Raw genomic sequence first — 25520 nt, 5'->3', positions numbered from 1 at the left:
ATGTCGGACATCTACAAAAAAGAGAAAAGTGCCAATTAGGACTTGACACATACGGAACCGAAATAAAGCTTTACACCTGGATGCAGGGCTGTTATAATGGAAGAAAGGCATTCCATGGAAGAAGCAAAGAGACACAGATGCAATACTTTAGAAAGCGGGGTGGCTGCATGTCTGAAAAAGAAATGCTTAAGATATCGGTGGAAGAGTTTTCGCGATTGCAGGATTACATGGTAGATTCCGACAAAGAGTCTCCGGCGTACAAGAAGATGAAGCGCCGTTATATAGAATTGAAGGTCATCTTGACAGCCTCAGGAATCAATCTGACTGAGCTTGACTACATCAAAGAGTAAGTCCCGCAACTGAATAGCAGATACGAAAAAAGGTGTAAAGTCTTTACCGGGTCAGGCTTTGCACCTTTTTCATTTCAGGCCCGAATCGACTCAAAAAGTCAAGTCTTTCCCCCGAATCCCTGTTATAATGGAACCACGATATCGAAAGGGGCGTGATTTGGATGCGTCGTGTGGAGCTGCTGCTGACAGCGCTGGAATATATTGAAGGGCATCTGCGGGATGACATCCGGACGGAGGATGTGGCGGCCGTATGCTTCTGCTCCAAATCCACCCTGGAAAAGACCTTTCGCTGTGTGAACCGGATATCCGTCCACGACTATGTCATCCGTAGGAGGATGATGCAGGCGGCGAGGCTCCTAGCGGGCAGCCCGGACAGGACCATCCTGGACATTGCCCTGGAGTACGGGTACAGCACACACGAATCCTTTGCGCGCGCGTTCAGGCAGGTATGGAACTGTAGACCATCGGAATTTCGGAAGATGAAGTATGAGCTGTATCCGAGGCTTCGGATACCGGCAGAGAATGGAGGTCAATGTATGATGAGCAACAGGCATGTGGATATCAGTGAGCTGTATGATTTGTTTCAGGAGAGGAAGGAGTGCTTTTTCATCTGCTGCGATGTGAAAGAGATGATGCGCATCAATGAGATTTCCCACAGGGCAGGGGATCTGGCCATCATTGAGGCCATGGAGCGCATGAGCGCGGCGGCGGGAGAGGGGGACCTGGTATTCCGCATCGGTGGGGATGAATTCTGCATCCTCACGGACAGCAGAGAGGAGTCCTACGCGGAGGGAATCGCCGAGGCAATCAGGGCCAGGAACGGGGAGAGCTTTTCCGGCGAGGGCAGGGAGGTTCCGCTGTACCTGCATACCACGGCTGTCAGGCTGGAGCGGACGCATGTACGCTATGACGAGCTGTATACGGGGCTGCATGAGGCGATTTATGAGGCGATCCGGACAGGGAGGGACTGAAGCTTTCCGATGCATTCCCGGTTCCGAAGGAGGGGTATGAGTGGACTGCCCATCGGGCCATACGGGATAAGGATTTCCGGAATGTGCTGTTTGAGAGATATGGCCTTTGACGAGAGAGATTATACTATGTAGATGTAATAAAATCCGCCCTGTCATACAGGGCGGATTTTTCCAAATTTTACATTGACAAGCCCGGCCTTTTTTCATATACTAGTATGTACACGACACTATATATTGGAATTTGAAAAAGAGAAACACTATATTTTGTATTTAGTGGGTGTCTTATGGATGGCTCTCTTTCCATGGAAGGAGGGCAGTGATTCAGCAAGGACAAGGAAACGGGGGCTAGGGGCAATGAAGGAGAGCGTTCATATGGAGAACGAGCAGGCAGCGAAGGAAGAAGTCAACTACGGCGAGGCATACAGACCGGCGAAAGAAGTATATGTCATCAAGAAGGACGGCAGCAAGGAGAACTTCAACGTACAGAAAGTGATCAACGCGGTGGCGAAGAGCGCCTACAGGGCATTGGCCAAGTTCACGGAGAAGGAAGAAGGCCTGATTTGCCAGTACGTGATTGAAAAGGTGGATGAGCTGGACATGGATGAAGTGCCCATTCCGGTCATGCACAATATCGTGGAGAGCGCCCTGGAGCAGGTGAAGCCCGTGGTGGCCAAGAGCTATCGGGACTACCGCAACTACAAGCAGGACTTTGTGCGGATGCTGGACGATGTGTATAAGAAAAGCCAGTCCATCATGTACATCGGCGACAAGGAGAACGCCAACACGGACTCCGCGCTGGTGGCCACCAAGCGCAGCCTTGTGTTCAACCAGCTGAACAAGGAACTGTACCAGAAGTTCTTCATGACCACGGAGGAAATCCAGGCCTGCAGGGACGGCTATATCTATGTCCACGACATGTCCGCCAGGAGGGACACCATGAACTGCTGCCTCTTCGACGTGCAGAACGTGCTGAGCGGCGGCTTCGAGATGGGCAATGTGTGGTACAATGAGCCCAAGTCCCTGGACGTGGCTTTCGATGTCATCGGGGACATCGTGCTCAGCGCCGCCAGCCAGCAGTACGGCGGATTCACTGTGCCCAGCGTGGATTTGATTCTGGAGCCTTACGCGGAGAAGTCTTATCGGCGTTACATCGAGAAATATACGCGCCTTGGGATAGAGGAGAGAAAGGCCGAGAAGGAAGCCTACGAGGATGTGGTCAGGGAGTTCGAGCAGGGCTTCCAGGGCTGGGAGTACAAGTTCAACACGGTGGGCAGCAGCAGAGGGGATTACCCCTTCATCACCGTGACGGCGGGCACCGGCACCGGGCGGTTCGCCAAGCTTGCCACCCTGACCATGCTGGAGGTGCGCCGGGGCGGCCAGGGCAAGAAGGAGCATAAGAAGCCGGTGCTGTTCCCGAAAATCGTATTCCTCTATGACGAGAACCTCCACGGCCCGGGAAAGCCTCTGGAGGATGTGTTCGAGGCAGGGGTGCAGTGCTCCGCCAAGACCATGTATCCCGACTGGCTGAGCCTGACGGGGAAGGGCTATGTGGCCAGCATGTACAAGCAGTACGGACGTATCGTGTCTCCCATGGGATGCCGGGCGTTCTTATCCCCCTGGTACGAGAGGGGCGGCATGCATCCGGCGGATGATGGGGACAAGCCCGTATTCGTAGGACGGTTCAATATCGGGGCCGTGTCCCTGCACCTGCCCATGATTCTGGCCAAGTCCCGGAAGGAGAGCCGGGATTTCTATGAGGTGCTGGACTATTATCTGAACCTGATTCGACAGCTACACATCCGCACCTATGCCTATCTGGGGGAGATGCGGGCCTCTACCAACCCGCTGGCCTACTGCGAGGGCGGCTTCCTGGGCGGTCATTTGAAGCTCTCGGACAAGATCAAGCCGCTGCTGAAATCCGCCACCGCCAGCTTCGGCATCACGGCCCTGAACGAGCTCCAGGAGCTGTACAACGGCAAGTCTTTGGTGGAGGACGGAGAATTCGCCATCGAGGTGCTGGAATACATCAACAAGCGGATAAACGAATTCAAGGAGGCGGACGGCAACCTGTACGCCATCTACGGCACGCCGGCGGAGAACCTGTGCGGCCTGCAGGTGAAGCAGTTCCGCAACAAATACGGCATCGTGGAGGGCGTCTCCGACAGGGAGTATGTGAGCAACAGCTTCCACTGCCATGTGACCGAGGACATTACCCCCATCAGGAAGCAGGATCTGGAGGACCGGTTCTGGGATTTGAGCAACGGCGGGAAGATTCAGTATGTGAAATATCCCATAGATTATAACATCGAAGCGATCAGGACGCTGATCCGCCGGGCCATGGATCTGGGCTTCTATGAGGGCGTGAACCTGTCTCTGGCCTACTGCGACGACTGCGGGCACCAGGAGCTGGAGATGGACGTCTGTCCCAAGTGCGGCAGCCGGAACCTGACCAAGATAGACCGCATGAACGGCTATCTGTCCTATTCCCGGGTGCACGGGGACACCAGGCTCAACGAGGCCAAGATGGCGGAGATTGCGGAGCGGAAGAGCATGTGAGACAGGAAAAATTTCCGGCAGCGCGGGCATGGCAGGCATGAGAATCCGAGAAATGGAGCCGTGCAGGTCCGGGAGATCCGCCGGAGGGAAGGCCCTGTGCGCGGCATGAGATTTAAGACAGGCGGGAGAAAGAAACAATGAGGTATCACAATATAACGACTGATGACATGCTCAATGGCGACGGGCTTCGGGTGGTGCTCTGGCTGGCGGGCTGCAGCCATTGCTGCAGGGGCTGCCAGAATCCCCTTACCTGGGACCCGGACGGAGGGCTGCTCTTCGACGAGGCGGCCAGGCAGGAGATTTTCGAGCAGTTGGAGAAAGACTATATCTCAGGCATCACCTTTTCCGGGGGAGATCCGCTGCACCCTGCCAACAGGATGGACGTGAGATGCCTGATGGCTGAGATCAGGGAGCGGTATCCGGATAAGACCATCTGGCTCTACACCGGGGATAGGTGGGAGGATATTCTGCATTATCCTGCCATGAAATATATAGACGTGGTGGTGGACGGGGAGTTCCATGAGGCTGAGAAGGACGTGAAGCTTTTGTGGAAGGGCAGCGCCAACCAGAGGGTGATTGACGTGCAGCGGTCGCTGGCCCAGGAGAATCCGCTGGTTCCCGTGCTGCATTGCGGAAATTACGCGCAGGAGTATACGATAGCCCAGAAGCCGGGGGATGTGTGCGGGTGCTGTGACTGAGCGTCGGTCATGGAATCTGCATAGATTCGCTTCCGGGGTGCTGAGCTTCGGATATCGGAACGAGTACGCCGGTGCATGAATTCCCGAGTAATCAGTGCTTGATTTCCGTGCCAGGATATGGCTTCCCTGCATTGCGGGGAGCCGGAGACGTATTTAATGGGATTTTGCCGTTTTGGCGATGCAGTGTTGTGGGAAAGAGGCGGGAGAACCGCCAGGGACAGGCGATTGGCCGGGGAGGAAACATGAAGAGAGTTGCGCAGTTTTTCAAGGTGAGTTTCGAGAATTTCCAGGGAGCCGTAAGAGAAGATTTCCCTCAGTATTCCGATGGGGATATCAGGGAAATATACGAGAAGCTGCCGCTTCCCGGGCGGGCCACGAAGGGCAGCGCTGGATACGATTTCTTTGCGCCGTTTACCTTTCGCCTGGAGCCCGGGGAGACGATTAAGATTCCTACGGGAATCCGTGTGAGAATAGATGAAGATTGGGTATTGAAGATTTACCCCAGGAGCGGCCTGGGCTTCAAGTACCGCCTGCAGATGAACAATACGGTGGGAATCATTGACAGCGATTATTTCAACTCCGACAATGAGGGGCACATCTTCATCAAGTTGACCAATGACACCAACGAGGGCAGGACAGTGGAGGTGCCCCAGGGCACGGGCTTCGCCCAGGGGATTTTCATCGAGTACGGAATCACTGTGGACGATGAGGCTGTAGGCGTGCGCAACGGCGGGCTGGGGAGTACCACCAGGTAGTTCATGTAATATTTGATATCCTGATAAAACGGAGCGTGATAAAATGGATGCGGCAAGACAGCTTGAGCTTTATTCAATAGATGATATTTACAATTTACCAGACGGACAAAGGGCGGAACTGATTGACGGCGAATTATATATGATGGCAGCACCTGACAGAATTCATCAAAGACTTGTTATGGTGTTATCAAACAGCATTTTTAATTACATTCAAGATAAAAACGGAGATTGCGAAGTATACCCTTCGCCATTTGCGGTATTTTTGAGTGGGGACGATAGAATTTATCTTGAGCCTGATATTTCTGTAATTTGTGATAAAAATAAACTCACAGACCAAGGCTGCAAGGGCGCGCCTGATTGGATTATCGAAATTGTTTCGCCATCAAGCCGTTCAATGGATTATAATAAAAAATTATTCAAGTATCGTACTGCAGGAGTCAGGGAGTATTGGATTGTTGATCCTGAAAAAAATCGTATCATGGTATATGATTTTGGACATGACACGGTTGCGGAATATACATTCGCTGATAGCTTAAAAACCGGAATATATGAAGATTTCGAAATCGATTTTTCAGGAATAAATATTGAATAGTGGTGGCAGTAGAAAAAGGACTGGGTTTCCAGTCCTTTTTCTTTTTACGTTAAGGAAGAACAGAGGAAAACAGCTGTTTTGTGCATAGGATAGGCATAATTGTGCATTAGCCAAAAGGGAAATCTGGTTTATACTTTAGTGTATCAAGAAAATCCTGCCAGGAGGATTCGGGATGGGAAACTATGTATTAGGCATTGATATCGGTAGCGGTTCTGTGAAAGTGACGCTGCTTTCCAGAGAGGGAAGGACAGTAGCTGACAGCGGCTGTGAATATCCGACCTATTATGACAGGCCGGGCTGGGCTGAGCAGGATGTTGGAGACTGGGGAAAGGCCTTTGGAGCCGCTTTGCAGAAAATCTATCAGGAGACAGGGATTCCTCCGAAAGAGATTGAGGCCCTGGCCATCGATGCGGCGACTCACACGGCGGTTCTGCTGGATGAGGACGGAAAGCTGCTGCGCAGAGCGATTCTGTGGACTGACCAGAGATGCGCCGGGGAGACAGAGTACCTTAAGGCAGAATATGCTGCTCTTATCAGAAAATTGTGCAAAAATGAAGTGACCACGGTCTGGACGTTGCCGCAGTTGATGTGGCTTCACCGTCATGAGCCGGAGATATGGTCGAAAATCCGCCATATTTTGTTCGCCAAGGATTATCTCCGCTTTTTGCTCACAGGTATTATGGGGACAGATTCCATAGATGCCATGGGATCCATGTTCTATGATGAGGAGAAAAAATGCTGGTCTGAAACGCTCTGTCGGATTGGAGAGATTCCCATGGAATGGCTGCCTGAAATCCGGGAGCCTGCCGAAACGGCGGGAACCGTTACTGCCAGGGCGGCGCGGGAGTATGGGCTTTCGGAAGGGACAAAAGTCCTGATTGGCACGACGGATACCGTGATGGAGGTCTTTGCCGCAGGAAACGTGAAGAGGGGCCACTCAACAGTGAAGCTGGCCACAGCAGGGCGCATCTGTACCGTAAGCGACAGAGCGGTAGATTCTCCGTATATATTTAATTACAGACATGTAATCGATGGACTATGGTATCCGGGGACGGCTACGTCCAGCTGCGCTGCCAGCTATCGCTGGTATCGGGACAGCCTGGGGGAAATGCCTTATGAGCGGCTGAATGAAGCGGCTGAAAAGATTTCCGTGGGGAGCGACGGACTGATATTTCATCCTTATCTGAACGGAGAGCTGACGCCTTACAATGATTCCAGGCTCAAGTCCAGTTACATCGGAATCAGCGCCTGTCATACAAAGGACCATTTTACACGGGCGACCCTGGAAGGCGTGGCATTTTCGCTGCGGGACTGCATGGATACGGTAAAGAATCTGGGAATGGAAATGAATCGGGTACGCGTCATCGGGGGCGGGGCAAAGGGGACGCTCTGGAGGCAGATTGTGGCTGATGTATTGGGAGTAGCGCTGGAAAAGCTGAAGACAGATGATTCTTCTTTCGGGACAGCCATGCTCACCGCTGTGGGGATTGGATGGTTTTCCGGTTATGAGGAGGCTGCGGCAGCCTGTGTGGAAATTGATTCTGTGACAGAACCGATAGCAGAGAATCGTAACATTTACGAAGCCTTGTTCCGAAAATACAGGGATATCCATGATGCGCTGCAGGAAATCTATCAAAGGGATTATCTGACGGCAAGGCCATGACAGGATAAGGATACGGGACTAGAGACAGGAGGATAGGATGCGCTGTGACTTAGGGGCGATTTTGGAAATCGCAGAGAAGAGGGGATGCGCCATACCGGCGTTCAATGTATACAATATGGAGACGGTTCTGGGAGTCATGAATGCGGCAAAGGAGACAAAAAGTCCGGTGATTTTTCAGATATACAGCCGGCTGTTCGATTCCCGGGAGGCCCGATATGTGGCGGCCTTGGTGCGGGAGGCTATGGATGAGCTGGAGACGCCGGCTGTGCTGCACATTGACCATGGAGCCGGACAGGCAGAGGTGATGCGCGCCATTCGTTACGGTGCCACCGGCGTGATGATGGATGCCTCGGCAAAGCCTCTTGCGGAAAATATCGCTGAAACCAGACGGATTGTGGAGCTGGCGGAAATGGTTGGCGTAAGTGTGGAAGGAGAGCTGGGACATATCGGGCTGGCCAGGGATGAAATCCTTTCTAATTATACAGATATCGAGGAAGCTGTCCGCTTTGCGGAGGAGACAGGGATAAAGGCTTTGGCTGTCATGGTGGGGACCGCTCATGGCCATTACATAAAAGAGCCGGAACTTGCCATCGACCGAATCCGCCACATCCATCGGGCGGTGGAGGCAGCGTTAGTGCTCCACGGCGGTTCCGGGGTGCCGGATGACCAGATACGCCAGGCAATCCAGGCCGGAATCAGGAAGGTTAATTTCAGCACGGATCTGTGTTGTGCCTATCTTAATGAGATTCTGGAAGCAGACAGGGATATCGTGGCGGTGGATCTGTTCATGAAGGGGCCCATGGAGGCGGTGAAGAACTTTGCGATAAGCAAGATAAAATTGTTGGGAGCGGATGCGTGATGGCGAAATTGTTGGGAATCGGTTCGGCTTTGTTCGACATGCTGATGACAGTGGAGGGGTTTCCGAAAGAAGACAGCAAAGTACAGGGCATAGAGTCAAAGGCCCAGGGAGGAGGTCCCTGCGCCGGGGCTTTGGTGGCAGCTGGCAAGCTCGGAATAGAGGCCGGTTATATCGGGACATTGGGAGACGACGCCTATGGGGACTTCATCCGGGAAAGCCTTAGCCGCTATGGAGTCGGGACAGACCATGTCAGAATAGTGAAAGGGGCGGTTTCCTATCACGGTATTGTAATCCTGAATCTTCAAAATGCCACCAGGACATGTGTCTGGAGCAGGGGGAATGTGCCTTCTCCGAAAATGGAGGATGTGGATATCCGTGTGCTGAGAGAGGCTTCCTTTCTGCATCTGGACGGCCATCATCTGGAAACAGCAATCTATGCTGCCGGAAAAGCCCGCGAATATGGCATAAAGGTCAGCCTGGATGCAGGGGGCGTCTATCCGGGGATTCGGCGGCTTTTGCCCCATGTGGACATATTGATTCCGTCGGAAGAGTTTTCCCTGAAATTCACAGGAGAGAGGGATGTCCTGCGGGCAGCGGAAATTCTGGAAGGAGCATATCATCCGGAGGTATTGATTGTGACACAGGGGGCGCGGGGAGGTTTTCTCTGGCAGGAGGGCAGGGAAGTCCGTTATCCTGCATTCCGGGTGAAGGCTGTGGACAGCAATGGGGCGGGGGACACGTTCCACGGCGCGTTCCTGGCGGCCAGGATGAAGGGGATGGAGCTTTTGGAGGCTGCCGGTTTCGCCTCCGCAGCCTCCGCCCTGAAATGTACCCGCTTCGGCACACAGGAAGGGATTCCGGGATTTGATGAGGTTCTGAAATTTATACAGGAATATCAGGAATTGGAGGAGTGAGGGATGAAGGGAAAGTCTTTTATGTCGGACATGATTCGATTTGAGTTGGAGGATGTGGTGGGAAGGGAGAATGTATCCACCACGGAAGCGGAACGGGCCACTTACAGCGTGGATTATTTCTGGATCAGCCGTATGTGGGAAGACCATGGGGCGGAAGGGCCCATGGCGGATGTCATCGTCCGGCCGGGGAGTTCGGAGGAGGTCTCCAGAATCCTGAAGATAGCCAATTACTACAAGCTTCCCGTACATACATGGGGCGGCGGCTCCGGTTCCCAGGGCGGCGCACTTCCTATGGCGGGCGGCATCCTGCTGGATATGAAGCGGATGAACCACCTGATTTCCATTGACGAGAATGCCCATTCCATTACGGCGGAGGCGGGAATGATTTTCCAGCAGCTGGAATGGTATGCCAATGAGAGAGGGTATTCCTGTATGCATATCCCCTCCTGCCTGACCTGTGGCACCATAGGCGGTGCGCTGGGGCACAGGGGAGTCGGCATTTTGTCCTCCAGGTACGGCAAGATAGACGATATGTGCATGAGCATGGAGGTGGTTCTGCCGAACGGGGACATCATGAACACGCTTCCTGTCCCGAAGCATGCGGCGGGGCCGGATCTGAATCAGATTTTCATAGGATCGGAAGGGACGCTGGGGGTGATTACGAAAGCGACATTCCGTCTCTTCGAACAACCGGAATGCCGAAGACACAGAGGATTCATGTTCCCTGACTTGACAGCGGGACTGGAGGCAGGCAGGGATATCATGCAGAAATGCCAGCCGTCTATCATGCGGCTTTTCGACGAGGCGGAGACCGTCTCCATTATCAAGAAGATTATCGGGGTGGAAGAAAGAGGGAGCTTTATGAATCTGACCCTGGAAGGGATTGCAAAAATCGTGGACATTGAGATGGAGATGGTCATCGACATTTGTGTCAGGCATGGAGGCAGGGATATGGGAAGCGAATACGGAGAAAAGTGGTATGAGAACAGAATCACTTTTTTCTATCCGGATCATATCATGGATATTCCACAGATGTTCGGCACTATGGATACGGTAGCTGATTTCAGCCATGTGGAAAAAATCTATTGGGCCATGAAGAATGCCATCGAAAGCAATTTCCCGGGCGTCCGGTTCATTGCGCACTGTTCGCACTGGTATGGCTGGGGAACTATGATTTACGACCGCTTCATCATGGATGATTCGCCAGAGGACAGGGAGGAGGCCCTGCGGCTGCACAACCAGATTTGGAATACGGGAGTGCGGGCAGCCATGGAAAACGGCGGTGTCATCAATGACCATCACGGCATCGGTCTGAAACTGGCACGTCTGATGAAGGAGCAGTATGGCCCCGCCTTCCAGGTGATGGAAGGCCTGAAAAAAGCATTGGATCCCAATGGCATCATGAATCCGTACAAACTCGGCCTGTAAGAAGCGGAACCCACAGGACAGTAAAACGGATTATAAATAAGGAGAAAAAGATGATGAGTCAGCTTGCGGATAAACACGCAGATAAATGTCGTTTTTGCTGGATGTGCCGGCATCTGTGCCCGGTTCAGCTCCAGACGGGAAAGGAAGTGAACACGCCTCGGGCGAAAGCGCTGCTTCTTTCCATGGTGCGCCGGGGCAAGGTGTATGACGAAAGCATGGCGGAGGTTATGTACGAGTGTCTTCTCTGTGATGCCTGTACGGACAATTGTGCCACAGGCTATCAGCCGCCCCTTTACATCAGGGAGGCCCGGACGGAGGCAATCCTGAACGACCTGGCGCCAAAAGCGGTGTCGGAGGTACTGGATCGCATTGAGCAGACAGGAACTATATATGGAACAGAAAAGAAATCCTATGGGAAAACGGGAAAGGCTGAAACCCTGGTCTATCTGGGAGAAGTGGCAGCTGTGGCGGTTCCCGGGATGGCGAAGGCGTTGCTGAGCCTGTTGGATAAGGCAGGCGTGTCTTATACGGTGCTGGAACAGGAACCGGCTTCCGGCGTCATGCTGGGAGATTTGACAGGCTATGTGGAGGAAGTGCGGCAGCAGGCGGAAATCTGTGCCGGAGCCATAAACGGGACGGAGGCGAAAGAAATCGTTGTCCTGGACAGTTATGACGCTGAAATCATGGTTCAGAAATATCCGGAATGGGGCATTGGGCTGAAGGGGACGGTGGTGACGGCCACTGCTTATATTCGTAGGCTTTTGAAGGACGGCAGACTGAAAATCGCCCGAAAAGCAGAAGGGCGTGCGGTCTATCATGATGACGACCGTCTGGCCCGTACGTTTCAGGAATTCACGGAAGCCCGTGACATTGCCAGAGAGCTGGGATATGAACTGGTGGAGATGTTTCATCACGAGAGACTGGCGAAATCCTGCGGTACCTCTCTGGCAAAGGCTTATATGCCGGAACTGGTAAAGCGGATTGCGGCAGGACGCTGGGAAGATATGCTGAGGACGAAGGCGGAAATCATGCTGACGGCAAGTCCGCAGGCCTACGAATGCCTGGCGGAGACCGTGCCGGAGGGCAGGAAGCTGGTAGACCTTTTCGAAGCGCTGGATGGGGGATGCGTATGAAGCGAAAGCTCCTGGTTCTGGTTAAGGCGGTGCCGTTGGAGGCAGGTGAAGTCGCCATGAACAGCGACTTCTGCATAGCGCGGGACAGGATATCCCATCAGCTGAATCTGGCGGACATGGCGGCCCTGGAAGCCGCGTTCAGGCTGCGGGGGGAGGGGACGGTCACAGTCCTTACCATGGCGGCCGAAAGTGCGCGAGATGTTCTTGCAGAGCTTTTGGCGAGAGGGGCGGATCGGGCAGTGATGGTCAGCGATTCTCAAATGGCGGGGGCGGACACTTACGCTACTGCGGCTGTTCTTGCGGCTGCAATCAGAAAAATGGGTTTTTTCGACTTGATTCTATGTGGAAGAAGGACCATGGACGGGGAGACCGGCCAGGTTCCGGGGGAGGTAGCCGCGGCACTGGGACTTGGCTGTATTACAAATGCATCTTCGCTGGAAGCGGAATCGGAACATTTTTCCTGTACCAGGATTCTGGAACAGGGAATAGTCAGACTTGCGGTTCAGGTACCGGCAGTGGTGTCTTTCTGTGAATACGCATATCCGCTGCGACTGCCGGGTCTCAGGGCCAGAAAGGTTTCCGTCGGCAAAAAGGTGGAAATCCTTACAGCTGCAGATTTGGGGCTGGAGCCCTGTAAATGTGGACTGTCCGGTTCCAGGACAAAAGTGATGCGCGTGGCACAGCTTGAAAAAGGGCTGCGAAAAGGTCCAAAGGAGACAAATGTTACCATTGGGGCAGAAAAAATACTTTCCATGATTCGGGAGAAGGGGCATGTGTAAGGAAATCCTGGTGATATGTCCGGAAAGGCCGGACTGGGGACTGGTAAGCAAGGCGGCGGAACTGGCGGCATGCTTTCAGGGAGAAGTGCATGTGCTGGCTTTCCGAAAGGAAAGCGCCAGGGAAGCTTTTTCCTATGGCGCAGACAGGGCGGACGTACTATTCCTGGGAGAGGATTTCATGGATGACAGTATCCTGGCCCGGTGGCTGCGGGGAAAGATATGCGGCGAGTGGAGAACCGGGATTATCCTGGCTCCGGCCACGATTCGGATGCGCGGCATGATGCCCATGCTGGCGAACATGCTGGAGGCGGGACTGACCGCGGATTGCACGGAGCTTGCATTGGACGGGGACGGAAGGCTGCTGCAGACTCGCCCGGCCTTCGGGAACAGTCTGCTGGCCTGTATACAGAGCATCGGAGCGAGACAGATGGCCACAGTCCGGCCAGGCATCTATCGGGGGAGAAAATATGACAAGGCTGAGGGGATTATCCGGGAGAACCGGCTGGAGGATACGGATGACAGGATTCGCCAGATTTCTTTTGAAAAGCTCTCGGAGGAATGTTCCCTGTGGCAGGCCGATTTGATTCTGGCGGGGGGAGCGGGCATTGGCTCTAAAGAGGGATTTTCCTGGCTGGCCCGGGTGGCGGAGCGCCTTGGAGCGGCGCTGGGCGCTACCAGGATGGCTGTGAACCTGGGATATGCCCCTTATCGGTGCCAGGTGGGCCAGACGGGAATAGCGGTTCATCCGGAAATCTATATTGCGGCGGGCATCAGCGGTGCAGTCCAGCATCTGGCAGGAATCATGGGAGCAGAGAAGATTATCGCGGTCAATAAAGATGCCCATGCGCCGATTTTTGACTATGCGGATTACGGGATGGTGGCCGATTGGCGGGAAGTGATGGAAGAAATGGAAGAGATATTGACAAAGGGCGGATACCCTGGGTGACAGCGGAGCGCCGGAACAGGAGGAGAACATGAACTACAAGAAAAGCTATATCCCCGGCAGCGGATATACGAAAATCAGTACGGCAGAGAACTCCATGCTGAAGATGCTGGAATTTGGCATAATCGAACTGGAAGAGGGACAGAGCATCCCTTTCGACACGGCGGATAAGGAGACGGCTTTCATCATGCTGGAAGGACATTGTGATGTCGGTTTTGATGGGGTGAGATGGGAACGCGTAGGCAACAGAAGCACGGTATTCGAAAACAGGAGAGCAGAGTGCTTCTACATGCCCAGGGAACAGAAGCTGACGATAGAAGCATGCGGCCATGTCAAAATCGCGGTATGCAGGTCGCCTGTGGCAGAAAGGACAAAGCCTCAGCTGCTGCGGGAAGACCATGTGACACTGTCCGTGCTCGGCAGGCAGCCTTTCCAGAGAGAGACGAGTTTCCTCATCGACCAGAACAGCAATGCCAAAGTCCTGACCATTGGAGAGGCCTATGTGACTCCGGGCAACTGGGCGGGATTCCCGCCCCATAAACACGATGAGGAAGATATGCCCAGGGAGTCTATCGCGGAAGAACTGTACTATTTCCTGTTCCAGCCGAGTCAGGGATTCGCGGTACAATGCCTTTATACCCGTGACGGAGAGATAGATGAGGCGTACAGAGTGAAACAGGCCGAGCTGGTAGAATTCCCGCGAGGATATCATACCACGGTTTCCATACCAGGCTACGAAACTTATTTCCTGTGGGTGATGGCAGGTGAGCACCAGGGTTTCAACCGCAGCGACGATCCCGATCATGCGTGGGTGGCAAAATGAACTGATGTAAAACGTGAAAACATGGAAAATCATGAAAGAGAGGATGGAATATGTTAGAGACAAGGCTGCTTTCTTCCCTGGCAAAGATATTTCCTGATGAGATAAGCGGGGAATCCCTGCCTCAGACCCTGGCCATGCGCAACGAGCCGCTGTCCTTCCAGATTGCCTACAGGAGCAGTAGGCTGGACAGAAAGGATTTGCCGTTCTATATCCAGATAGAATCGGATTTGGATTTGAAGAATCTTGCCAGTTATAAAGAGGGGTATGTTCCCGTGGTGCATGCGGCTACGCTGGAGCCGGATGACTACTATGACCGCACCAGACCGGGCCTTTATCCGGATCTGCCATAGAGGGCGTGAAACCGGTAAAGACCGGAGAAAGAGACCGCCTTACTGCGGGACGCACTGTTTTCGTGGCTTCAGCGAAATGTGAAAACATAGAGGCGCTTCTGACCTGGTGGAACTATCTGTCCAGCAGCACAGAGATGAAATATACTGTCAGCGCCGGCGAAAAGGGCGGTACCTGGGATATCGAGGACGGTAAGGTGGTAGAACGTGTTTTTACGGAAGTGGAAGAAGGGGTGGACTATGGTTACACTTACGGTGTAGGTGGTTCGCGCTGTCCTTTGATTCGGAAAGATGAACTGGCAGTACTGTCCGCAGACATGGAGAATGACAACTATTACCGTCAAGCAATGGTGGATGTGGTCTGGGACTATCTGCAGACGGAATATATGCCCGTCAAATTCACCGATGCAGAGAAAGTCAACGAGCGCTCTTTTATGGAAATCGAGCTGGTCGATTTGGTGAACAATTTCATCTCCAACAGCATCGTAAACGGTATCACGGATGAGACGTGGAACACCTTCCAGGAACAGCTGGAGGCCAACCAGTATCCGGAATGGATTGCCTGGTGGCAGAAGTACTATGATGGTGAGTTTTAAGTTCGGAAAATCTCTCGGAGATTGATGCAGGGAAATAACCCTACGGGTATAAAAACTCCTTTTCAGGTCATGATAAGTGTACAAAAATTGCACAGATTATGGCGGAAAAGGAGTTTTTTTGATGATAGAAGGCACAGGATTCCGTGGCAATCTCGATACAAGGACAGTTAGGCGGAACGCGGTTCTGCCAAGCTGGCCGAATCATGCGGCGGAGCATGCGGGAATCAATGTGTCCAGGGTGTTGCAGGAGGCTTTGATGAAGGTGCTGGATGTGCGGAAAGCGCGGTAGATATGCTGTTACCGGAATGGGAACATACCGTTTCCACCTCGGCGCTTTTCAAAAGCGCAGGAAAGTAGTATCATAGAACAAACGGAAGAAGAGCATTCCAGAAGAAATGCATTCCGGAAAAGCATTCCAAAGGAGGAGAACAGATATGGCATGGAACGAGAACATAAAAATACAGCGCGAGAAAAACAGTCTCACCCAACAGCAGCTGGCCGACAGGCTTTATGTCTCCAGGCAGACCGTATGCAGATGGGAGAGCGGTTCCAGATGTCCGGATTTGGGCATGACTAAGAGGATAGCGCAGGTATTCGGAATCACGGTAGATGAGCTTTTGTCAGAGGGAAATGTAGAAAGCAGTTCCGAAAATGACAGATTCCCTTATCCAGCGAAAATCCTGGCCCTGGAAAAGCAGCAGGCGCAGGGAAAGAAGCTGCGTGAGCTGATACAGGCTATGGCAGCGATATGCGTAGGCGTAGACTTTCTGACTATGGGAGCATACGACATGCAGGTTCCCCCGTGGATTCGGGGACTGGTGACATGCATTGAGGTAATGCTGTTCGGCGCGTACCTCATGGTTTCCAGAAGGATGCGGAAGGTAGCATAGCTATAGAATCGAAAGAGTCGGCCTTTTATGAGGCCGGCTTTTTTGCTGCGCATAAAAATTCCCGGTTTGGCTAAGATAAGTGTGAACGGAATGAAGGATTATCGCACGAACCGCGGCTGAAAAGGAGTTTATCGAAGCATGGAAAGCATGGAAGAAAAGAGGGACAGTAAACAGAAAATCACAGGTTCCCTGCAGGCGGACATGGCCTATCTGAACCAAACCCTGGATGTGGAACGGAATTTCGACATCATCTATCGTGTCGTCCACATCGGCGGCAAAGAGGCCTGCATGTACCTGGTAGACGGCTTCTGCAAGGACGACCTGGACCAGAAGCTCCTGCAGTATTTCATGGACCTGACCCCGGACAAGATGCCGGAGGACATGCACGGCATGTCGAAGCAGTTCACCCCCTATGTGGAGGTGGACATAGAGGATAAGTGGGACACCCTGATACAGTCTTTGCTCTCCGGGATGTTCCTCCTGCTGATAGACGGCTATAAGAAGGCGCTGGTCATCGACTCCAGGACATATCCCTCCAGGGGCGTGGCGGAGCCGGAGAAGGACAAGGCCCTCAGGGGCTCCAAGGACGGCTTTGTGGAGACTTTGGTGTCCAACACGGCCCTGATCCGCCGCAGAATCCGCAGCACGGACCTGCACATGGAGATGCTGAACGCCGGGGAGAGCTCCCACACGGACATCGCCCTCTGCTATATGAAAGGCAGGGTGGACGATGTCTTCCTGGATGAAATCAGGCGGAAAATCCAGGACATCAAAGCGGACTCCCTGACCATGAACCAGGAATCCCTGGCGGAATGCCTGTACCAGCGCAAATGGTACAATCCTTTCCCCAAGTTCAAGTACACGGAGCGGCCCGATGCGGCGTCCGCCCAGGTGCTGGAGGGGAATATCGTCATACTGGTGGACAATTCCCCATCGGCCATGATCCTGCCCACCACCATATTCGACGTGATAGAAGAGGCGGACGATTACTATTTCCCGCCGGTGACGGGCACTTACCTGCGGATGACAAGGTTCCTGATTTCCATATTGACTTATCTGGTCACGCCCACTTTCCTGCTGATGATGAACAATCCCCAGTGGATTCCGGAGAGCTTTTCATTCATCATGCTTCAGGAGGAGCCCAACCTCCCTCTGATATGGCAGTTCCTGGTGCTGGAGCTGGCCATAGACGGCCTGAAGCTGGCGGCCATCAACACCCCCAACATGCTCAGCACCCCCTTAAGCGTCATGGCGGCCCTGGTGCTGGGGGAATTCTCAGTGAACAGCGGATGGTTCTCCTCCGAGGTCATGCTGTACATGGCCTTTGTAGCCATCGCGAACTACACCCAGTCCAACTATGAGCTTGGGTACGCCCTGAAGTTCCTGCGCATCATCACCCTGCTGCTGGCCCAGTGGTTCAATCTGTGGGGGTATATCGGCGGGATACTATTGTCCCTGCTGGCCATGGGCTGCAACCGGACCGTGTCCCACAGGAGCTACCTGTACCCGCTGATTCCCTTTAAATGGAAAGCATTGAAGAGCAAGCTGTTCCGGACGCGGCTGCCGGGAGCCTTGAAAGAGGACGAATAAGACGAAATGCCGCTGTGTGAAAAAGCCCTGTCTTTCAGGCTGTATGCCAGACGGACAGGGCTTTTTGTCGGCCCCAAATCTGATTTTACACCAGTTTTACACTAGAACACCGGCCCCGGCGTCGTCATAGTATTGGGCCTGGGCATGCCACAGCGCATGATACTTTCCGGCTGCATCTGCCACAAGGGCATCATGGCGTCCCTGCTGGATGACAGAGCCCTTGTCGAAGACTGATATGTCGTCACAAAATTTACAGGAGGAGAGGCGGTGGCTGATGTAGATGGCCGTCTTGTCCTCTATGATGGCGTTGAACCTGCTGTATATTTCGGCCTCTGCTATGGGATCCAATGCGGCGGTGGGCTCATCCAGGACGATGAAGGCCGCATCCTTGTACAGGGCCCTGGCCAGCGCGATCTTCTGCTTTTCCCCGCCAGACATGTCCACGCCGTCCTCGTTCAGGTCCTTGCCCAGATAAGTATCCAGGCCCTTGGGAAGCTGGTCCAGCCTGTCCCCAAACCCCGCTTTCTTCAGGCAGGAGACGGCGGCTTCCCTGTCATAGGATGCGGCAGAGGCCACGTTCTGGCCCAGCGGCAGGGCTGTCAGGGCAAAATCCTGGAATACCACCGAGAAAACGGACAGGTATTCCGGATAGCTGTATTTGCGGATATCGATGCCGTTTAAGAGGATAGTGCCCTCTGTGGGGTCATAGAGCCTGCACAGCAGCTTGATGAAGGTGGTCTTGCCGCTGCCGTTTTCCCCTACCACGGCTATCCGGCTCCCTACCTTGAACTTCATGTTCACATGGCGCAGGGCGTACTGCTCGCTTCTCGGATACCGGAAGGACACGTCCCGGAATTCTATCTCATACTGTCGGTCGCGGCGCTTCTCCACGGTCAGGCTCCCCTGGTACATCACATTGGGGCAGTCCATAAAGTCGAAGAACTGCCGCACGAAAGAGCCGTTGATGCGGATCAGCCCGGCAGTGCCTATCAGGGAGGAGACTCCGTCCGAAAGCCTGACGATGGAGGATACATACTGGGTCATCAGGCCTACGCCGAAAGCCCCTGCCCAGGCTTTGAGGCCCACGAACAGGTAGGCTATGCCGGTGAAGAGCACGGACACTGCCCTGGAAGCGCCGGAGTAGGCGCCCATGGGGCCTCTGGCCAGACGGGCGAAATAGCCCTGGGAGCTGAAAGTGCCGGTCTTGTCGCTGTTGAATTTCCCGCACAGGAGATCCTGGCGGTAGATGCGCATATCCGTGGCAAATTCCCGCCTGTGGCCCATGAAGCCATAGTAGCCGAAGAGCCGGTTGGCCAGTGCGTGGGTGTCGGAATTGAAGGCGAAATAGCTGTCCGCCTTATTGGAGAACATAGGAGCCACATAAGTGACAGCCAGCATGACGGCCATGATGAGGACCACAAAAAGAGGGCTGTTCAGGATAGTCAGCGCCCCGGCATTATCGGGCACTCTGGCGGTGAACAGGGTCACGGTCAGCGCTATGCCGCCGGTCAGAGTGAAGACGGCAGTGAAGAGGTCCTCCAACAGCCCGAAGGCCCTGTTCAATCCCCAGCCTGCGCCGCCAAAATGGCTTTGGAAGAGCTGGGCTCTGAAGTGCTATAATAGAGTTGTAACGGGAGTGGCTAATGAAGTATAATTAAAATCACAAGAAAAGAGGTACTCATTATGCCGCAAAAGGGCCTCTACGGAACCGAGGATGACGGGCGCCACATAGAGCCCGGAGAGATTGCATGCCACCGCCAGAAGCGCTGTCAGGATGCAGAGCACGGGCACCTTCTTCTCCCGCTCCCAGATGGCCAGCCGCACCATGAAGGCGGCGGACTGCCACATGTTGTATTTGGGTTTTTGCTTTTTTTCTGCCATATCGTTCTGTCATGTCTCCTTTCGATAGGAATTTGCGGATGTAATTATTGTATCATAGATTCCCGCAATTTGGCGCAGCGGTGACGAAATAGCCGAATGGGGGGACGAAATAAGGCTTTACACCTTACCGGAGGGCTGTTATAATGAAAGCATCGGATATACAGGTGCGGCCCTTTAGAAAGTGGTGATAGGATGTCTGAAAAAGAGATGATAAAGATATCGGTTGAAGAGTTCGGCAGACTGCAGCGCTACATGAAGCTGTCACAAAAGGATTCAGATGCATACGCGGAAATGAAAGAACGCTATATTGAACTGAAAGTAATACTGACAGTGGCAGGAGTAAACTTGACAGAGCTTGACAAGATTAAGGAATAGTTGTTTTTCGACATCCCTCAGGAATCAGCCGTACCAGCATTCTGTTTTCCTGTGGGATGTTTTTATTCCCGCGGGCAATGAGCCAAGCGGCCAGCGAAGCCGCCAAGAGGATTTTGCCATGTACAGATTTGCCATATGTGACGATGTCGCCGCGGATGCGGATTATATAAAGTCCCTGATACTGGAGTGGAACCGGGAGGCGGGGCAGCCCCTGCGGATAGAATCCTATCCCTCCGCCGAGGCCTTTCTCTTCGCATATGAGGACGACGATTCCGTAGACGTGCTGTTCCTGGACATCGAGATGAAGGAGATGAGCGGCGTGGAGCTGGCAGGGAGGCTCCGGGAAATGGGCGCGGGGCTCCAGATTGTGTTCATCACGGGCTACATGGACTATATCGGCCAGGGCTACGATGTGGAGGCGCTCCACTATCTGCTGAAGCCGGTGACAGGGGAAAAGCTGCGCCCTGTGCTGGACAGGGCCATGAAGCGGCTGGCCGCCAGGGAGAATGCCCTCCTGCTAACCTGCGGCAGCGCCACCACCAGGGTGCCGCTGCATGAAATCCGGTATCTGGAAGTGCTGCGCAACTATGTCACGGTACATGCCGATGAAGAATATACGGTTAAACGTACATTGAAGGAGCTGGAAGGGGAACTGGACGAGAGCTTCTACAAAATTCACCGCTCCTATATCGTGAACCTGCGGTTCGTGAAGCAGGTGGCCAGGACCGACGTGACCCTGAAGGACGGCACCCGGCTGCCTTTGTCCGGCAGGGCCTACGAGGGAGTGAACCGGGCCCTGATCGCCTATTTCTGACCTTTTCACCGGAAAGGAGAGTCCCTGTGCGCCTGCTGGACAAGCTGATAGACAAAAGAATCGCGCAGTACCAGAGCGGCCTGCTGACGGCCCACTACGAGGAGATGGAGAACATGTACAGCCAGGTGAGAGGATGGCGGCATGACTACCGCAGCCATATCCAGGTCTTGGGCAGCTATGCCCAGGCGGGTGACCTGGAATCCCTGAAGGCGTACCTGAAGAGCTGAGGGCAGACCTGGAGCTGGTGGATACCGTGCTGAAGACAGGCAACAAGATGACGGACGTCATCCTGAACGGCAAGATATCCCTGGCGAAATCCAGGGACATCACCGTCAGGGCGGACGCCCATTGGGGGAGTATACGCGCTGGTTTTGACAGGGAATCGGAGAGGGGCTCCGGATAGCGGCGCGGATTTGACAGATGAGGAGATTTGTGGTAAAGTCAGGAAAGTTGATTATATATATTCGGTGATTAAATCTTGCCGAAAACCGGATGAACGGCATGACAGGCTGTGCTATGTGGCTGGCAAGAATGAAATGCCGATTATATAGTATGGAATAGAGTATAGCAGGAGGAGAAATATGTTCAAACTCATTACCGACAGCACGGCAGACCTTCCGGTGGAATATCTGGAGGCGCACGATGTGGGCTGCCTGCCCATCAGCTATATCCTGGACGGTGTCACCTACGGCAGGGAAAAGCAGTTGGACTGGAAGGAATTCTATGCCTGTATGCGGGAGGAGGGCAAGATGCCCACCACGTCCCAGATCAATCCCGCCGAGGCGAAGGAGCTGCTGGAGGAATATATACAGACAGGGGGAGCGGAGGAAATCCTCTATCTGGCGTTCTCTTCCGGCTTAAGCGGCACCTGCGGCAATATCGGTATGGCGGCCCGGGAGCTGATGGAGGAGCATCCGCGGGTGAAGATCAGGGTGGTGGACAGCCTGAGCGCATCCATGGGAGAGGGCCTGTTCGTCCACAAGGCTGTGAGGATGCGGGATGCGGGAAAATCCATGGAGGAGACGGCCCGGTGGCTGGAGGAGCATGTGCTGAATTTCACACATGTGTTCACGGTAGACGATCTGTATCACCTCTACCGGGGCGGGCGGGTCAGCAGGACGGCTGCAGTGCTGGGCTCCATGATTTCCATCAAGCCAAAGCTCCATGTGGACGATGAAGGGCATCTGATCCTGATTGGAAAGGTGCGGGGGCGGAAGAAATCCCTGAGCGCGCTGGTGGATTATATGGAGGAGAAGATGGGTTCCTGGGCGGAGGAGAACAGGGAGGACTGCGTGTTCATCAGCCATGGGGACGCTCTGGAGGATGCGGAGTATGTGCGGGATCTGATAAAGGAGAGGTTCGGATTCCGGAACTTCCTGATCAGCCACATCGGCCCTACCATCGGAGCGCATTCCGGGCCGGGCACCATTGCGCTGTTCTTTATGGGAGAGTCCCGCTGATTGGGGGAAGGCTCCATGGCTGTTTTTCCGGAAGGATACCCCTGGAACGATATGACAGACTGGTTTCGCGATGAAAGCGCGGCCGGTCTGTTTTTTGCGCAGACCCGCATATGGAATTTTGCTGCTATCGCAGCATGCGGGCCGCGCGGCGGGCAGGGGAGAAAGGATTCCCCTCCTCGATTGCTGCACAGTTTCCGAGTCCCTTCATAGTATAATAGCAAGCAAATTTAGGCAATGAAAGGAATCGAAATGCACGAACATTGTGACGGCAAAAATATCGACAGGTTCCCGGTGGCCATGGCCTATGTGCCCTGGCAGGAGTTCGAGGGGATGTATGATGATTTGGAGAAGGCTTACTGTGCCGGGACGATATTCCCGGAGCTGGATAAGCCCTTCACGGGAAGGAGATGCGTATCATGAGAGAGAGGGAGCAGCTTTTGAGAGATATCGGGATTGCGGACTTTGTGCTGATTGAGCTGGCACTGTATCTGGATACCCATCCCCATGACCGCAGGGCGATGGAATACTTCAACCATTACAACCGGATCAAGAATCAGATGGAGAAGGAGTTCTCCCAGAAATACTTCCCTCTGAATCTCAGACTGACGGAGTGCGGCGAAGAGTGGAGATGGGGAGGGGCCCCTCTGCCCTGGGAAGGAGAGTGCGCATAAATGTGGAGTTATGAGAAGAGATTGGAATTCCCCGTGAACATCAAGGAGCCCAACGCCATGCTGGCCCAGGCCATCATCTCCCAGTACGGCGGGCCCGACGGCGAGATGGGAGCCAGCATGCGCTACCTGTCCCAGCGATATTCCATCCCTTACCGGGAGGTGGCGGGGCTTTTGACGGATATCGGTAGTGAAGCCTCTGAAATGTTCCGCCGTGCTTGCAGGGCGTTTTCAGAGGCTAACGCTTTTTTTAGCTGTTTGTCCTTTAGACAGTTTATGCTGCCCGCAACCGTATAGCTCCATTTAAGGGGAAGTAAATTCAGATATACATCTATGTTCTCCCTGTCGTTAATCACCATCTTGTCAAGTAACTGTGTGTAAAATTCATCCTCGTACTCAATGCCGCCGATAAGCTCATCCACGGCGTTTTTAATGTCCTCCATCAGTTCCTTTTGCTTTGCAATTACAACCTGCTGTTTTTCCACGCTTTCCATCATGGATTTCAAACCGTTGATTTCAGCATCGTATTTTGCCCTAAGAGCCGTAAATTCGTCACGGTCAATATCGCCGCTTGTGTAAAGGTCAATCAAATCAGTACGTTTTTTCTGTGCCGCTTCTTTTTTTTCTTCCAGAGTATTTGTATCTGCACCAGTCATATCCAGTGAAATCACCTTTTGAATCGTTTTAATCAAGTTATCCGCTATTTTCTGGCGGTCAATGGTGAGCTGCTTGCAGACAAGATACATAATGTGGATGGCTTCTTCGTTGCGGATGCTTGTTCCAGAGCAGCCCACTTGGTTTCCTGCTTTGTCGATGTGGGGGCTTCCATGTTTTGCGCCCTCAAAGCAACGCCATGCCTTATACTGGCTTCCATCCTTTCGGGTTTTGTATCGGGCAACATAGCTTGCCCCGCATCTGCCGCATTTGATTTTTCCAGAGAACGGATAGCGGTTGCTGTGTTTTGCCTTGCCCTCCTGCGAAAGCGATTTTGCATCTAAAATGCGGTTTGCCTTGTCGAAAAGCTCACGGGAGATAATCGGCTCGTGGTGGTCTTTGAGGATGACAAATTCCTCCTGCCCGAGGTTTACTTTCTTTTCATGGGATAGGAAGTCTGGCGTATAGGTTTTCTTCTGTACTAAGTCGCCGCAGTATTTTTCATTGCGTATCACTCGTAAAATGACGGTATTGCTCCATTCTTTCACACGCATGGGACTTATACCCTCCTCCCGAAGCTCACGGGCGATAACATGAGTGCCTTTGCCCTCGTCCACGAACTTGCGGAAGATAAGGCGGACGATTTTCGCCCCATCTTCATTGATAGTCATTTTGCCGTCTTTTACATCATAGCCGAGCATACTGCGCCCGAACACAACGCCTTGCTCCATCTGGCGTTTCTGTCCCCATTTGACACGCTCGGAAGTCTTGCGGCTTTCCTCCTGTGCGATAGAGGACATAATGGCAAGGCGAAGCTCTGCATCGCCGTCCAAGGTGTTGATGTTGTCGTTTAGAAAGATAACGCCTACTCCGTGCTTTTTGAGGTCACGGGTGTAGAATATGCTGTCAAGGATATTTCTCGCAAAACGGGAGATTTCCTTTGTGATAATCAAATCGAAATCGCCGTTTTTGGCACATGCAATCATGCGGTTAAATTCTTTTCTCTTTTTTGTGTTCGTTCCAGAGATGCCCTCATCGGCAAATATGGCATAAAGCTCCCAATCGGGGTTACGTTCGATATACTGGCGGAAATACCGCTGCTGGCTTTCAAATGAATTTGCCTGGTCGTCATTGTCCGTGGAGACACGGCAGTAAGCGGCAACTTTCTTTTTCATATTCTGTATTTTTCTCTCTTGATTGAGGGTTTCGTATTTGTCTATTGACATAAGAATAGCTCCTTTCCCGACAAAAGCATTGCCATATTTTATACTGCTTAACGATTTCACTTAGTAGCGATGGTTCACGAAACATATGTAAAGAGCCAAGCGTTTAGGCTTGGCTGCGGTTGCTCTTTCTGTATTGCTTTTCTATTTCCTCGATACAACGCTCATACTGCGAGTGTGTCAATAGTTCTCTTTTTTTCAGAGAAGCAAGTATTGACTTTTGAAATTGCAGATAAAACGCTGTGTGTTCCTGTTCTGTGATTTGCGGAGCAGGCTCTCCGACATAGACAAACTCACGACACTTCAATCATCAACACCACCTCGCTATATGATATTCGTTAGGGTTTGTACGATATAACGGGATGGTTAGTCCTTTTTGGAAATGCCGATGCTGATAGCCAAGGCATCATCTACCAATAACATGAAACGCCTGTCAAAAGTACCGATGTACATTTCTATTATGTAGAGATTTGACTTCTACTTGCAGGGTAGAAAGCCCCCATGCGTTGACGAGGATTTTTTTAACAGGTTATCCGTCCATCCTCGGTATGGTATATG

Annotated in this window: 29 protein-coding genes and 1 pseudogene; 27 read left to right on the top strand and 3 right to left on the bottom strand. The window is 53.1% G+C overall.

The genetic code is table 11. The features are described from left to right. The 19 genes from Q2B33_RS24250 to Q2B33_RS13580 all read left to right on the top strand — a co-directional run. A partial coding sequence (locus Q2B33_RS24250) for a hypothetical protein (protein WP_330687857.1) occupies window positions 1–350 on the top strand: 350 nt, incomplete at its 5' end. Window positions 351–511: 161 nt separating this feature from the next. After that, a complete protein-coding gene (locus Q2B33_RS13665; RefSeq protein ID WP_300569073.1) occupies window positions 512–1321 on the top strand; it encodes a helix-turn-helix domain-containing protein in 810 nt (269 codons plus the stop codon). A gap of 372 nt (window positions 1322–1693) precedes the next feature. Beyond that, window positions 1694–3877 carry an anaerobic ribonucleoside-triphosphate reductase gene (gene nrdD / locus Q2B33_RS13660; RefSeq protein ID WP_300569077.1) on the top strand — a complete coding sequence of 728 codons (2184 nt, stop codon included), beginning with the start codon at window positions 1694–1696 and terminating at the stop codon, window positions 3875–3877. Between the two features lie 137 nt (window positions 3878–4014). Then, window positions 4015–4575: an anaerobic ribonucleoside-triphosphate reductase activating protein gene (nrdG, locus tag Q2B33_RS13655; protein ID WP_300569080.1), complete on the top strand. Its 561-nt coding sequence runs from the start codon at window positions 4015–4017 to the stop codon at window positions 4573–4575. A 242-nt stretch (window positions 4576–4817) separates the two neighbouring features. Next, a complete protein-coding gene (locus tag Q2B33_RS13650) occupies window positions 4818–5330 on the top strand; it encodes a deoxyuridine 5'-triphosphate nucleotidohydrolase (RefSeq protein ID WP_300569083.1) in 513 nt (170 codons plus the stop codon). Window positions 5331–5373: 43 nt separating this feature from the next. Beyond that, on the top strand, window positions 5374–5922 hold the full coding sequence (locus Q2B33_RS13645; protein WP_300569086.1) for a Uma2 family endonuclease: 549 nt from the start codon (window positions 5374–5376) through the stop codon (window positions 5920–5922). 172 nt (window positions 5923–6094) lie between these two features. After that, window positions 6095–7585 carry a xylulokinase gene (xylB, locus tag Q2B33_RS13640; protein ID WP_300569089.1) on the top strand — a complete coding sequence of 497 codons (1491 nt, stop codon included), beginning with the start codon at window positions 6095–6097 and terminating at the stop codon, window positions 7583–7585. Window positions 7586–7622: 37 nt separating this feature from the next. After that, window positions 7623–8444, top strand: a complete 822-nt coding sequence (locus tag Q2B33_RS13635; RefSeq protein ID WP_296464870.1) for a class II fructose-bisphosphate aldolase — start codon at window positions 7623–7625, stop codon at window positions 8442–8444. Next, entirely contained in the window at window positions 8444–9358 is a 915-nt protein-coding gene (locus Q2B33_RS13630) for a carbohydrate kinase family protein (RefSeq protein WP_300569092.1), read from the top strand. The genes Q2B33_RS13635 and Q2B33_RS13630 overlap by 1 nt, the downstream gene beginning before the upstream one ends. 30 nt (window positions 9359–9388) lie before the next feature. Beyond that, the gene (locus tag Q2B33_RS13625) at window positions 9389–10786 is read left to right on the top strand and encodes an FAD-binding oxidoreductase (protein ID WP_300815628.1); all 1398 of its coding nucleotides are present in this window, start codon (window positions 9389–9391) and stop codon (window positions 10784–10786) included. Window positions 10787–10836: 50 nt separating this feature from the next. Beyond that, the gene (locus Q2B33_RS13620) at window positions 10837–11919 is read left to right on the top strand and encodes a (Fe-S)-binding protein (RefSeq protein ID WP_300569098.1); all 1083 of its coding nucleotides are present in this window, start codon (window positions 10837–10839) and stop codon (window positions 11917–11919) included. Further along, a complete protein-coding gene (locus Q2B33_RS13615) occupies window positions 11844–12698 on the top strand; it encodes an electron transfer flavoprotein subunit beta/FixA family protein (protein WP_330691381.1) in 855 nt (284 codons plus the stop codon). The genes Q2B33_RS13620 and Q2B33_RS13615 overlap by 76 nt, the downstream gene beginning before the upstream one ends. Then, window positions 12691–13644 (top strand): electron transfer flavoprotein subunit alpha/FixB family protein, encoded by a 954-nt coding sequence (locus Q2B33_RS13610; RefSeq protein ID WP_300569102.1) that lies wholly within the window; start codon window positions 12691–12693, stop codon window positions 13642–13644. Before Q2B33_RS13615 ends, Q2B33_RS13610 begins: the two co-directional genes overlap by 8 nt. Window positions 13645–13672: 28 nt before the next feature. Next, complete coding sequence (iolB, locus tag Q2B33_RS13605) at window positions 13673–14464, top strand: 5-deoxy-glucuronate isomerase (protein ID WP_296464861.1); 792 nt, start codon at window positions 13673–13675, stop codon at window positions 14462–14464. A 50-nt stretch (window positions 14465–14514) separates the two neighbouring features. Continuing rightward, window positions 14515–14814, top strand: coding sequence for a hypothetical protein (locus Q2B33_RS13600; RefSeq protein ID WP_300569104.1), 300 nt, complete (start codon window positions 14515–14517; stop codon window positions 14812–14814). Between the two features lie 62 nt (window positions 14815–14876). Further along, the gene (locus tag Q2B33_RS13595; RefSeq protein ID WP_300569106.1) at window positions 14877–15407 is read left to right on the top strand and encodes a hypothetical protein; all 531 of its coding nucleotides are present in this window, start codon (window positions 14877–14879) and stop codon (window positions 15405–15407) included. 121 nt (window positions 15408–15528) lie between these two features. Continuing rightward, on the top strand, window positions 15529–15696 hold the full coding sequence (locus Q2B33_RS13590; protein ID WP_300569109.1) for a hypothetical protein: 168 nt from the start codon (window positions 15529–15531) through the stop codon (window positions 15694–15696). A gap of 145 nt (window positions 15697–15841) precedes the next feature. Further along, a complete protein-coding gene (locus tag Q2B33_RS13585) occupies window positions 15842–16297 on the top strand; it encodes a helix-turn-helix transcriptional regulator (protein ID WP_300569112.1) in 456 nt (151 codons plus the stop codon). A gap of 147 nt (window positions 16298–16444) precedes the next feature. Continuing rightward, window positions 16445–17887: a spore germination protein gene (locus Q2B33_RS13580; protein WP_296464831.1), complete on the top strand. Its 1443-nt coding sequence runs from the start codon at window positions 16445–16447 to the stop codon at window positions 17885–17887. Between the two features lie 96 nt (window positions 17888–17983). Here the strand turns inward: Q2B33_RS13580 and Q2B33_RS13575 are convergent, their stop codons facing one another. Beyond that, on the bottom strand, window positions 17984–19450 hold the full coding sequence (locus Q2B33_RS13575) for an ABC transporter ATP-binding protein (RefSeq protein ID WP_300569133.1): 1467 nt from the start codon (window positions 19448–19450) through the stop codon (window positions 17984–17986). 51 nt (window positions 19451–19501) lie between these two features. Next, window positions 19502–19768, bottom strand: a complete 267-nt coding sequence (locus Q2B33_RS13570) for a hypothetical protein (protein ID WP_300569136.1) — start codon at window positions 19766–19768, stop codon at window positions 19502–19504. 192 nt (window positions 19769–19960) lie between these two features. Between Q2B33_RS13570 and Q2B33_RS13565 the strand changes: the two genes are divergently transcribed. From Q2B33_RS13565 to Q2B33_RS24550, 8 genes and pseudogenes are all read left to right on the top strand, one after another. Then, on the top strand, window positions 19961–20143 hold the full coding sequence (locus Q2B33_RS13565; protein ID WP_300569139.1) for a hypothetical protein: 183 nt from the start codon (window positions 19961–19963) through the stop codon (window positions 20141–20143). Between the two features lie 118 nt (window positions 20144–20261). Next, the gene (locus Q2B33_RS13560; RefSeq protein ID WP_300569142.1) at window positions 20262–20957 is read left to right on the top strand and encodes a LytTR family DNA-binding domain-containing protein; all 696 of its coding nucleotides are present in this window, start codon (window positions 20262–20264) and stop codon (window positions 20955–20957) included. 26 nt (window positions 20958–20983) lie between these two features. Further along, window positions 20984–21184 (top strand): hypothetical protein, encoded by a 201-nt coding sequence (locus tag Q2B33_RS13555; RefSeq protein WP_300569145.1) that lies wholly within the window; start codon window positions 20984–20986, stop codon window positions 21182–21184. A gap of 26 nt (window positions 21185–21210) precedes the next feature. Then, window positions 21211–21360 (top strand): hypothetical protein, encoded by a 150-nt coding sequence (locus tag Q2B33_RS13550; RefSeq protein WP_300569148.1) that lies wholly within the window; start codon window positions 21211–21213, stop codon window positions 21358–21360. A gap of 178 nt (window positions 21361–21538) precedes the next feature. Then, entirely contained in the window at window positions 21539–22417 is an 879-nt protein-coding gene (locus tag Q2B33_RS13545; RefSeq protein WP_300569151.1) for a DegV family protein, read from the top strand. Window positions 22418–22651: 234 nt separating this feature from the next. After that, window positions 22652–22837, top strand: coding sequence for a spore coat associated protein CotJA (locus Q2B33_RS13540; RefSeq protein WP_300569154.1), 186 nt, complete (start codon window positions 22652–22654; stop codon window positions 22835–22837). Further along, window positions 22834–23088 carry a spore coat protein CotJB gene (locus tag Q2B33_RS13535; RefSeq protein ID WP_300569158.1) on the top strand — a complete coding sequence of 85 codons (255 nt, stop codon included), beginning with the start codon at window positions 22834–22836 and terminating at the stop codon, window positions 23086–23088. Before Q2B33_RS13540 ends, Q2B33_RS13535 begins: the two co-directional genes overlap by 4 nt. Beyond that, window positions 23089–23280, top strand: a pseudogene (locus Q2B33_RS24550) (manganese catalase family protein); the annotation flags it as partial. Here the strand turns inward: Q2B33_RS24550 and Q2B33_RS13525 are convergent. Next, on the bottom strand, window positions 23238–24914 hold the full coding sequence (locus tag Q2B33_RS13525) for a recombinase family protein (RefSeq protein ID WP_334305508.1): 1677 nt from the start codon (window positions 24912–24914) through the stop codon (window positions 23238–23240). The pseudogene Q2B33_RS24550 and the gene Q2B33_RS13525 sit on opposite strands and share 43 nt — an antisense overlap. Window positions 24915–25520 lie beyond the last annotated feature (606 nt).

The organism is uncultured Acetatifactor sp., from assembly GCF_948601915.1.
Taxonomy (GTDB): Bacteria; Bacillota; Clostridia; order Lachnospirales; family Lachnospiraceae; genus Acetatifactor.
This window is presented reverse-complemented; position numbering and strand designations above follow the sequence as displayed.

Coding starts and splice junctions, on each gene's coding strand:
- Q2B33_RS13665 (WP_300569073.1), top strand. CDS start 512: ATGCGTCGTGTGGAGCTGCTGCTGACAGCGCTGGAATATATTGAAGGG.
- nrdD (WP_300569077.1), top strand. CDS start 1,694: ATGGAGAACGAGCAGGCAGCGAAGGAAGAAGTCAACTACGGCGAGGCA.
- nrdG (WP_300569080.1), top strand. CDS start 4,015: ATGAGGTATCACAATATAACGACTGATGACATGCTCAATGGCGACGGG.
- Q2B33_RS13650 (WP_300569083.1), top strand. CDS start 4,818: ATGAAGAGAGTTGCGCAGTTTTTCAAGGTGAGTTTCGAGAATTTCCAG.
- Q2B33_RS13645 (WP_300569086.1), top strand. CDS start 5,374: ATGGATGCGGCAAGACAGCTTGAGCTTTATTCAATAGATGATATTTAC.
- xylB (WP_300569089.1), top strand. CDS start 6,095: ATGGGAAACTATGTATTAGGCATTGATATCGGTAGCGGTTCTGTGAAA.
- Q2B33_RS13635 (WP_296464870.1), top strand. CDS start 7,623: ATGCGCTGTGACTTAGGGGCGATTTTGGAAATCGCAGAGAAGAGGGGA.
- Q2B33_RS13630 (WP_300569092.1), top strand. CDS start 8,444: ATGGCGAAATTGTTGGGAATCGGTTCGGCTTTGTTCGACATGCTGATG.
- Q2B33_RS13625 (WP_300815628.1), top strand. CDS start 9,389: ATGATTCGATTTGAGTTGGAGGATGTGGTGGGAAGGGAGAATGTATCC.
- Q2B33_RS13620 (WP_300569098.1), top strand. CDS start 10,837: ATGATGAGTCAGCTTGCGGATAAACACGCAGATAAATGTCGTTTTTGC.
- Q2B33_RS13615 (WP_330691381.1), top strand. CDS start 11,844: ATGCCTGGCGGAGACCGTGCCGGAGGGCAGGAAGCTGGTAGACCTTTT.
- Q2B33_RS13610 (WP_300569102.1), top strand. CDS start 12,691: ATGTGTAAGGAAATCCTGGTGATATGTCCGGAAAGGCCGGACTGGGGA.
- iolB (WP_296464861.1), top strand. CDS start 13,673: ATGAACTACAAGAAAAGCTATATCCCCGGCAGCGGATATACGAAAATC.
- Q2B33_RS13600 (WP_300569104.1), top strand. CDS start 14,515: ATGTTAGAGACAAGGCTGCTTTCTTCCCTGGCAAAGATATTTCCTGAT.
- Q2B33_RS13590 (WP_300569109.1), top strand. CDS start 15,529: ATGATAGAAGGCACAGGATTCCGTGGCAATCTCGATACAAGGACAGTT.
- Q2B33_RS13585 (WP_300569112.1), top strand. CDS start 15,842: ATGGCATGGAACGAGAACATAAAAATACAGCGCGAGAAAAACAGTCTC.
- Q2B33_RS13580 (WP_296464831.1), top strand. CDS start 16,445: ATGGAAGAAAAGAGGGACAGTAAACAGAAAATCACAGGTTCCCTGCAG.
- Q2B33_RS13570 (WP_300569136.1), bottom strand. CDS start 19,768: ATGGCAGAAAAAAAGCAAAAACCCAAATACAACATGTGGCAGTCCGCC.
- Q2B33_RS13565 (WP_300569139.1), top strand. CDS start 19,961: ATGTCTGAAAAAGAGATGATAAAGATATCGGTTGAAGAGTTCGGCAGA.
- Q2B33_RS13560 (WP_300569142.1), top strand. CDS start 20,262: ATGTACAGATTTGCCATATGTGACGATGTCGCCGCGGATGCGGATTAT.
- Q2B33_RS13545 (WP_300569151.1), top strand. CDS start 21,539: ATGTTCAAACTCATTACCGACAGCACGGCAGACCTTCCGGTGGAATAT.
- Q2B33_RS13540 (WP_300569154.1), top strand. CDS start 22,652: ATGAAAGGAATCGAAATGCACGAACATTGTGACGGCAAAAATATCGAC.
- Q2B33_RS13535 (WP_300569158.1), top strand. CDS start 22,834: ATGAGAGAGAGGGAGCAGCTTTTGAGAGATATCGGGATTGCGGACTTT.
- Q2B33_RS13525 (WP_334305508.1), bottom strand. CDS start 24,914: ATGAAAAAGAAAGTTGCCGCTTACTGCCGTGTCTCCACGGACAATGAC.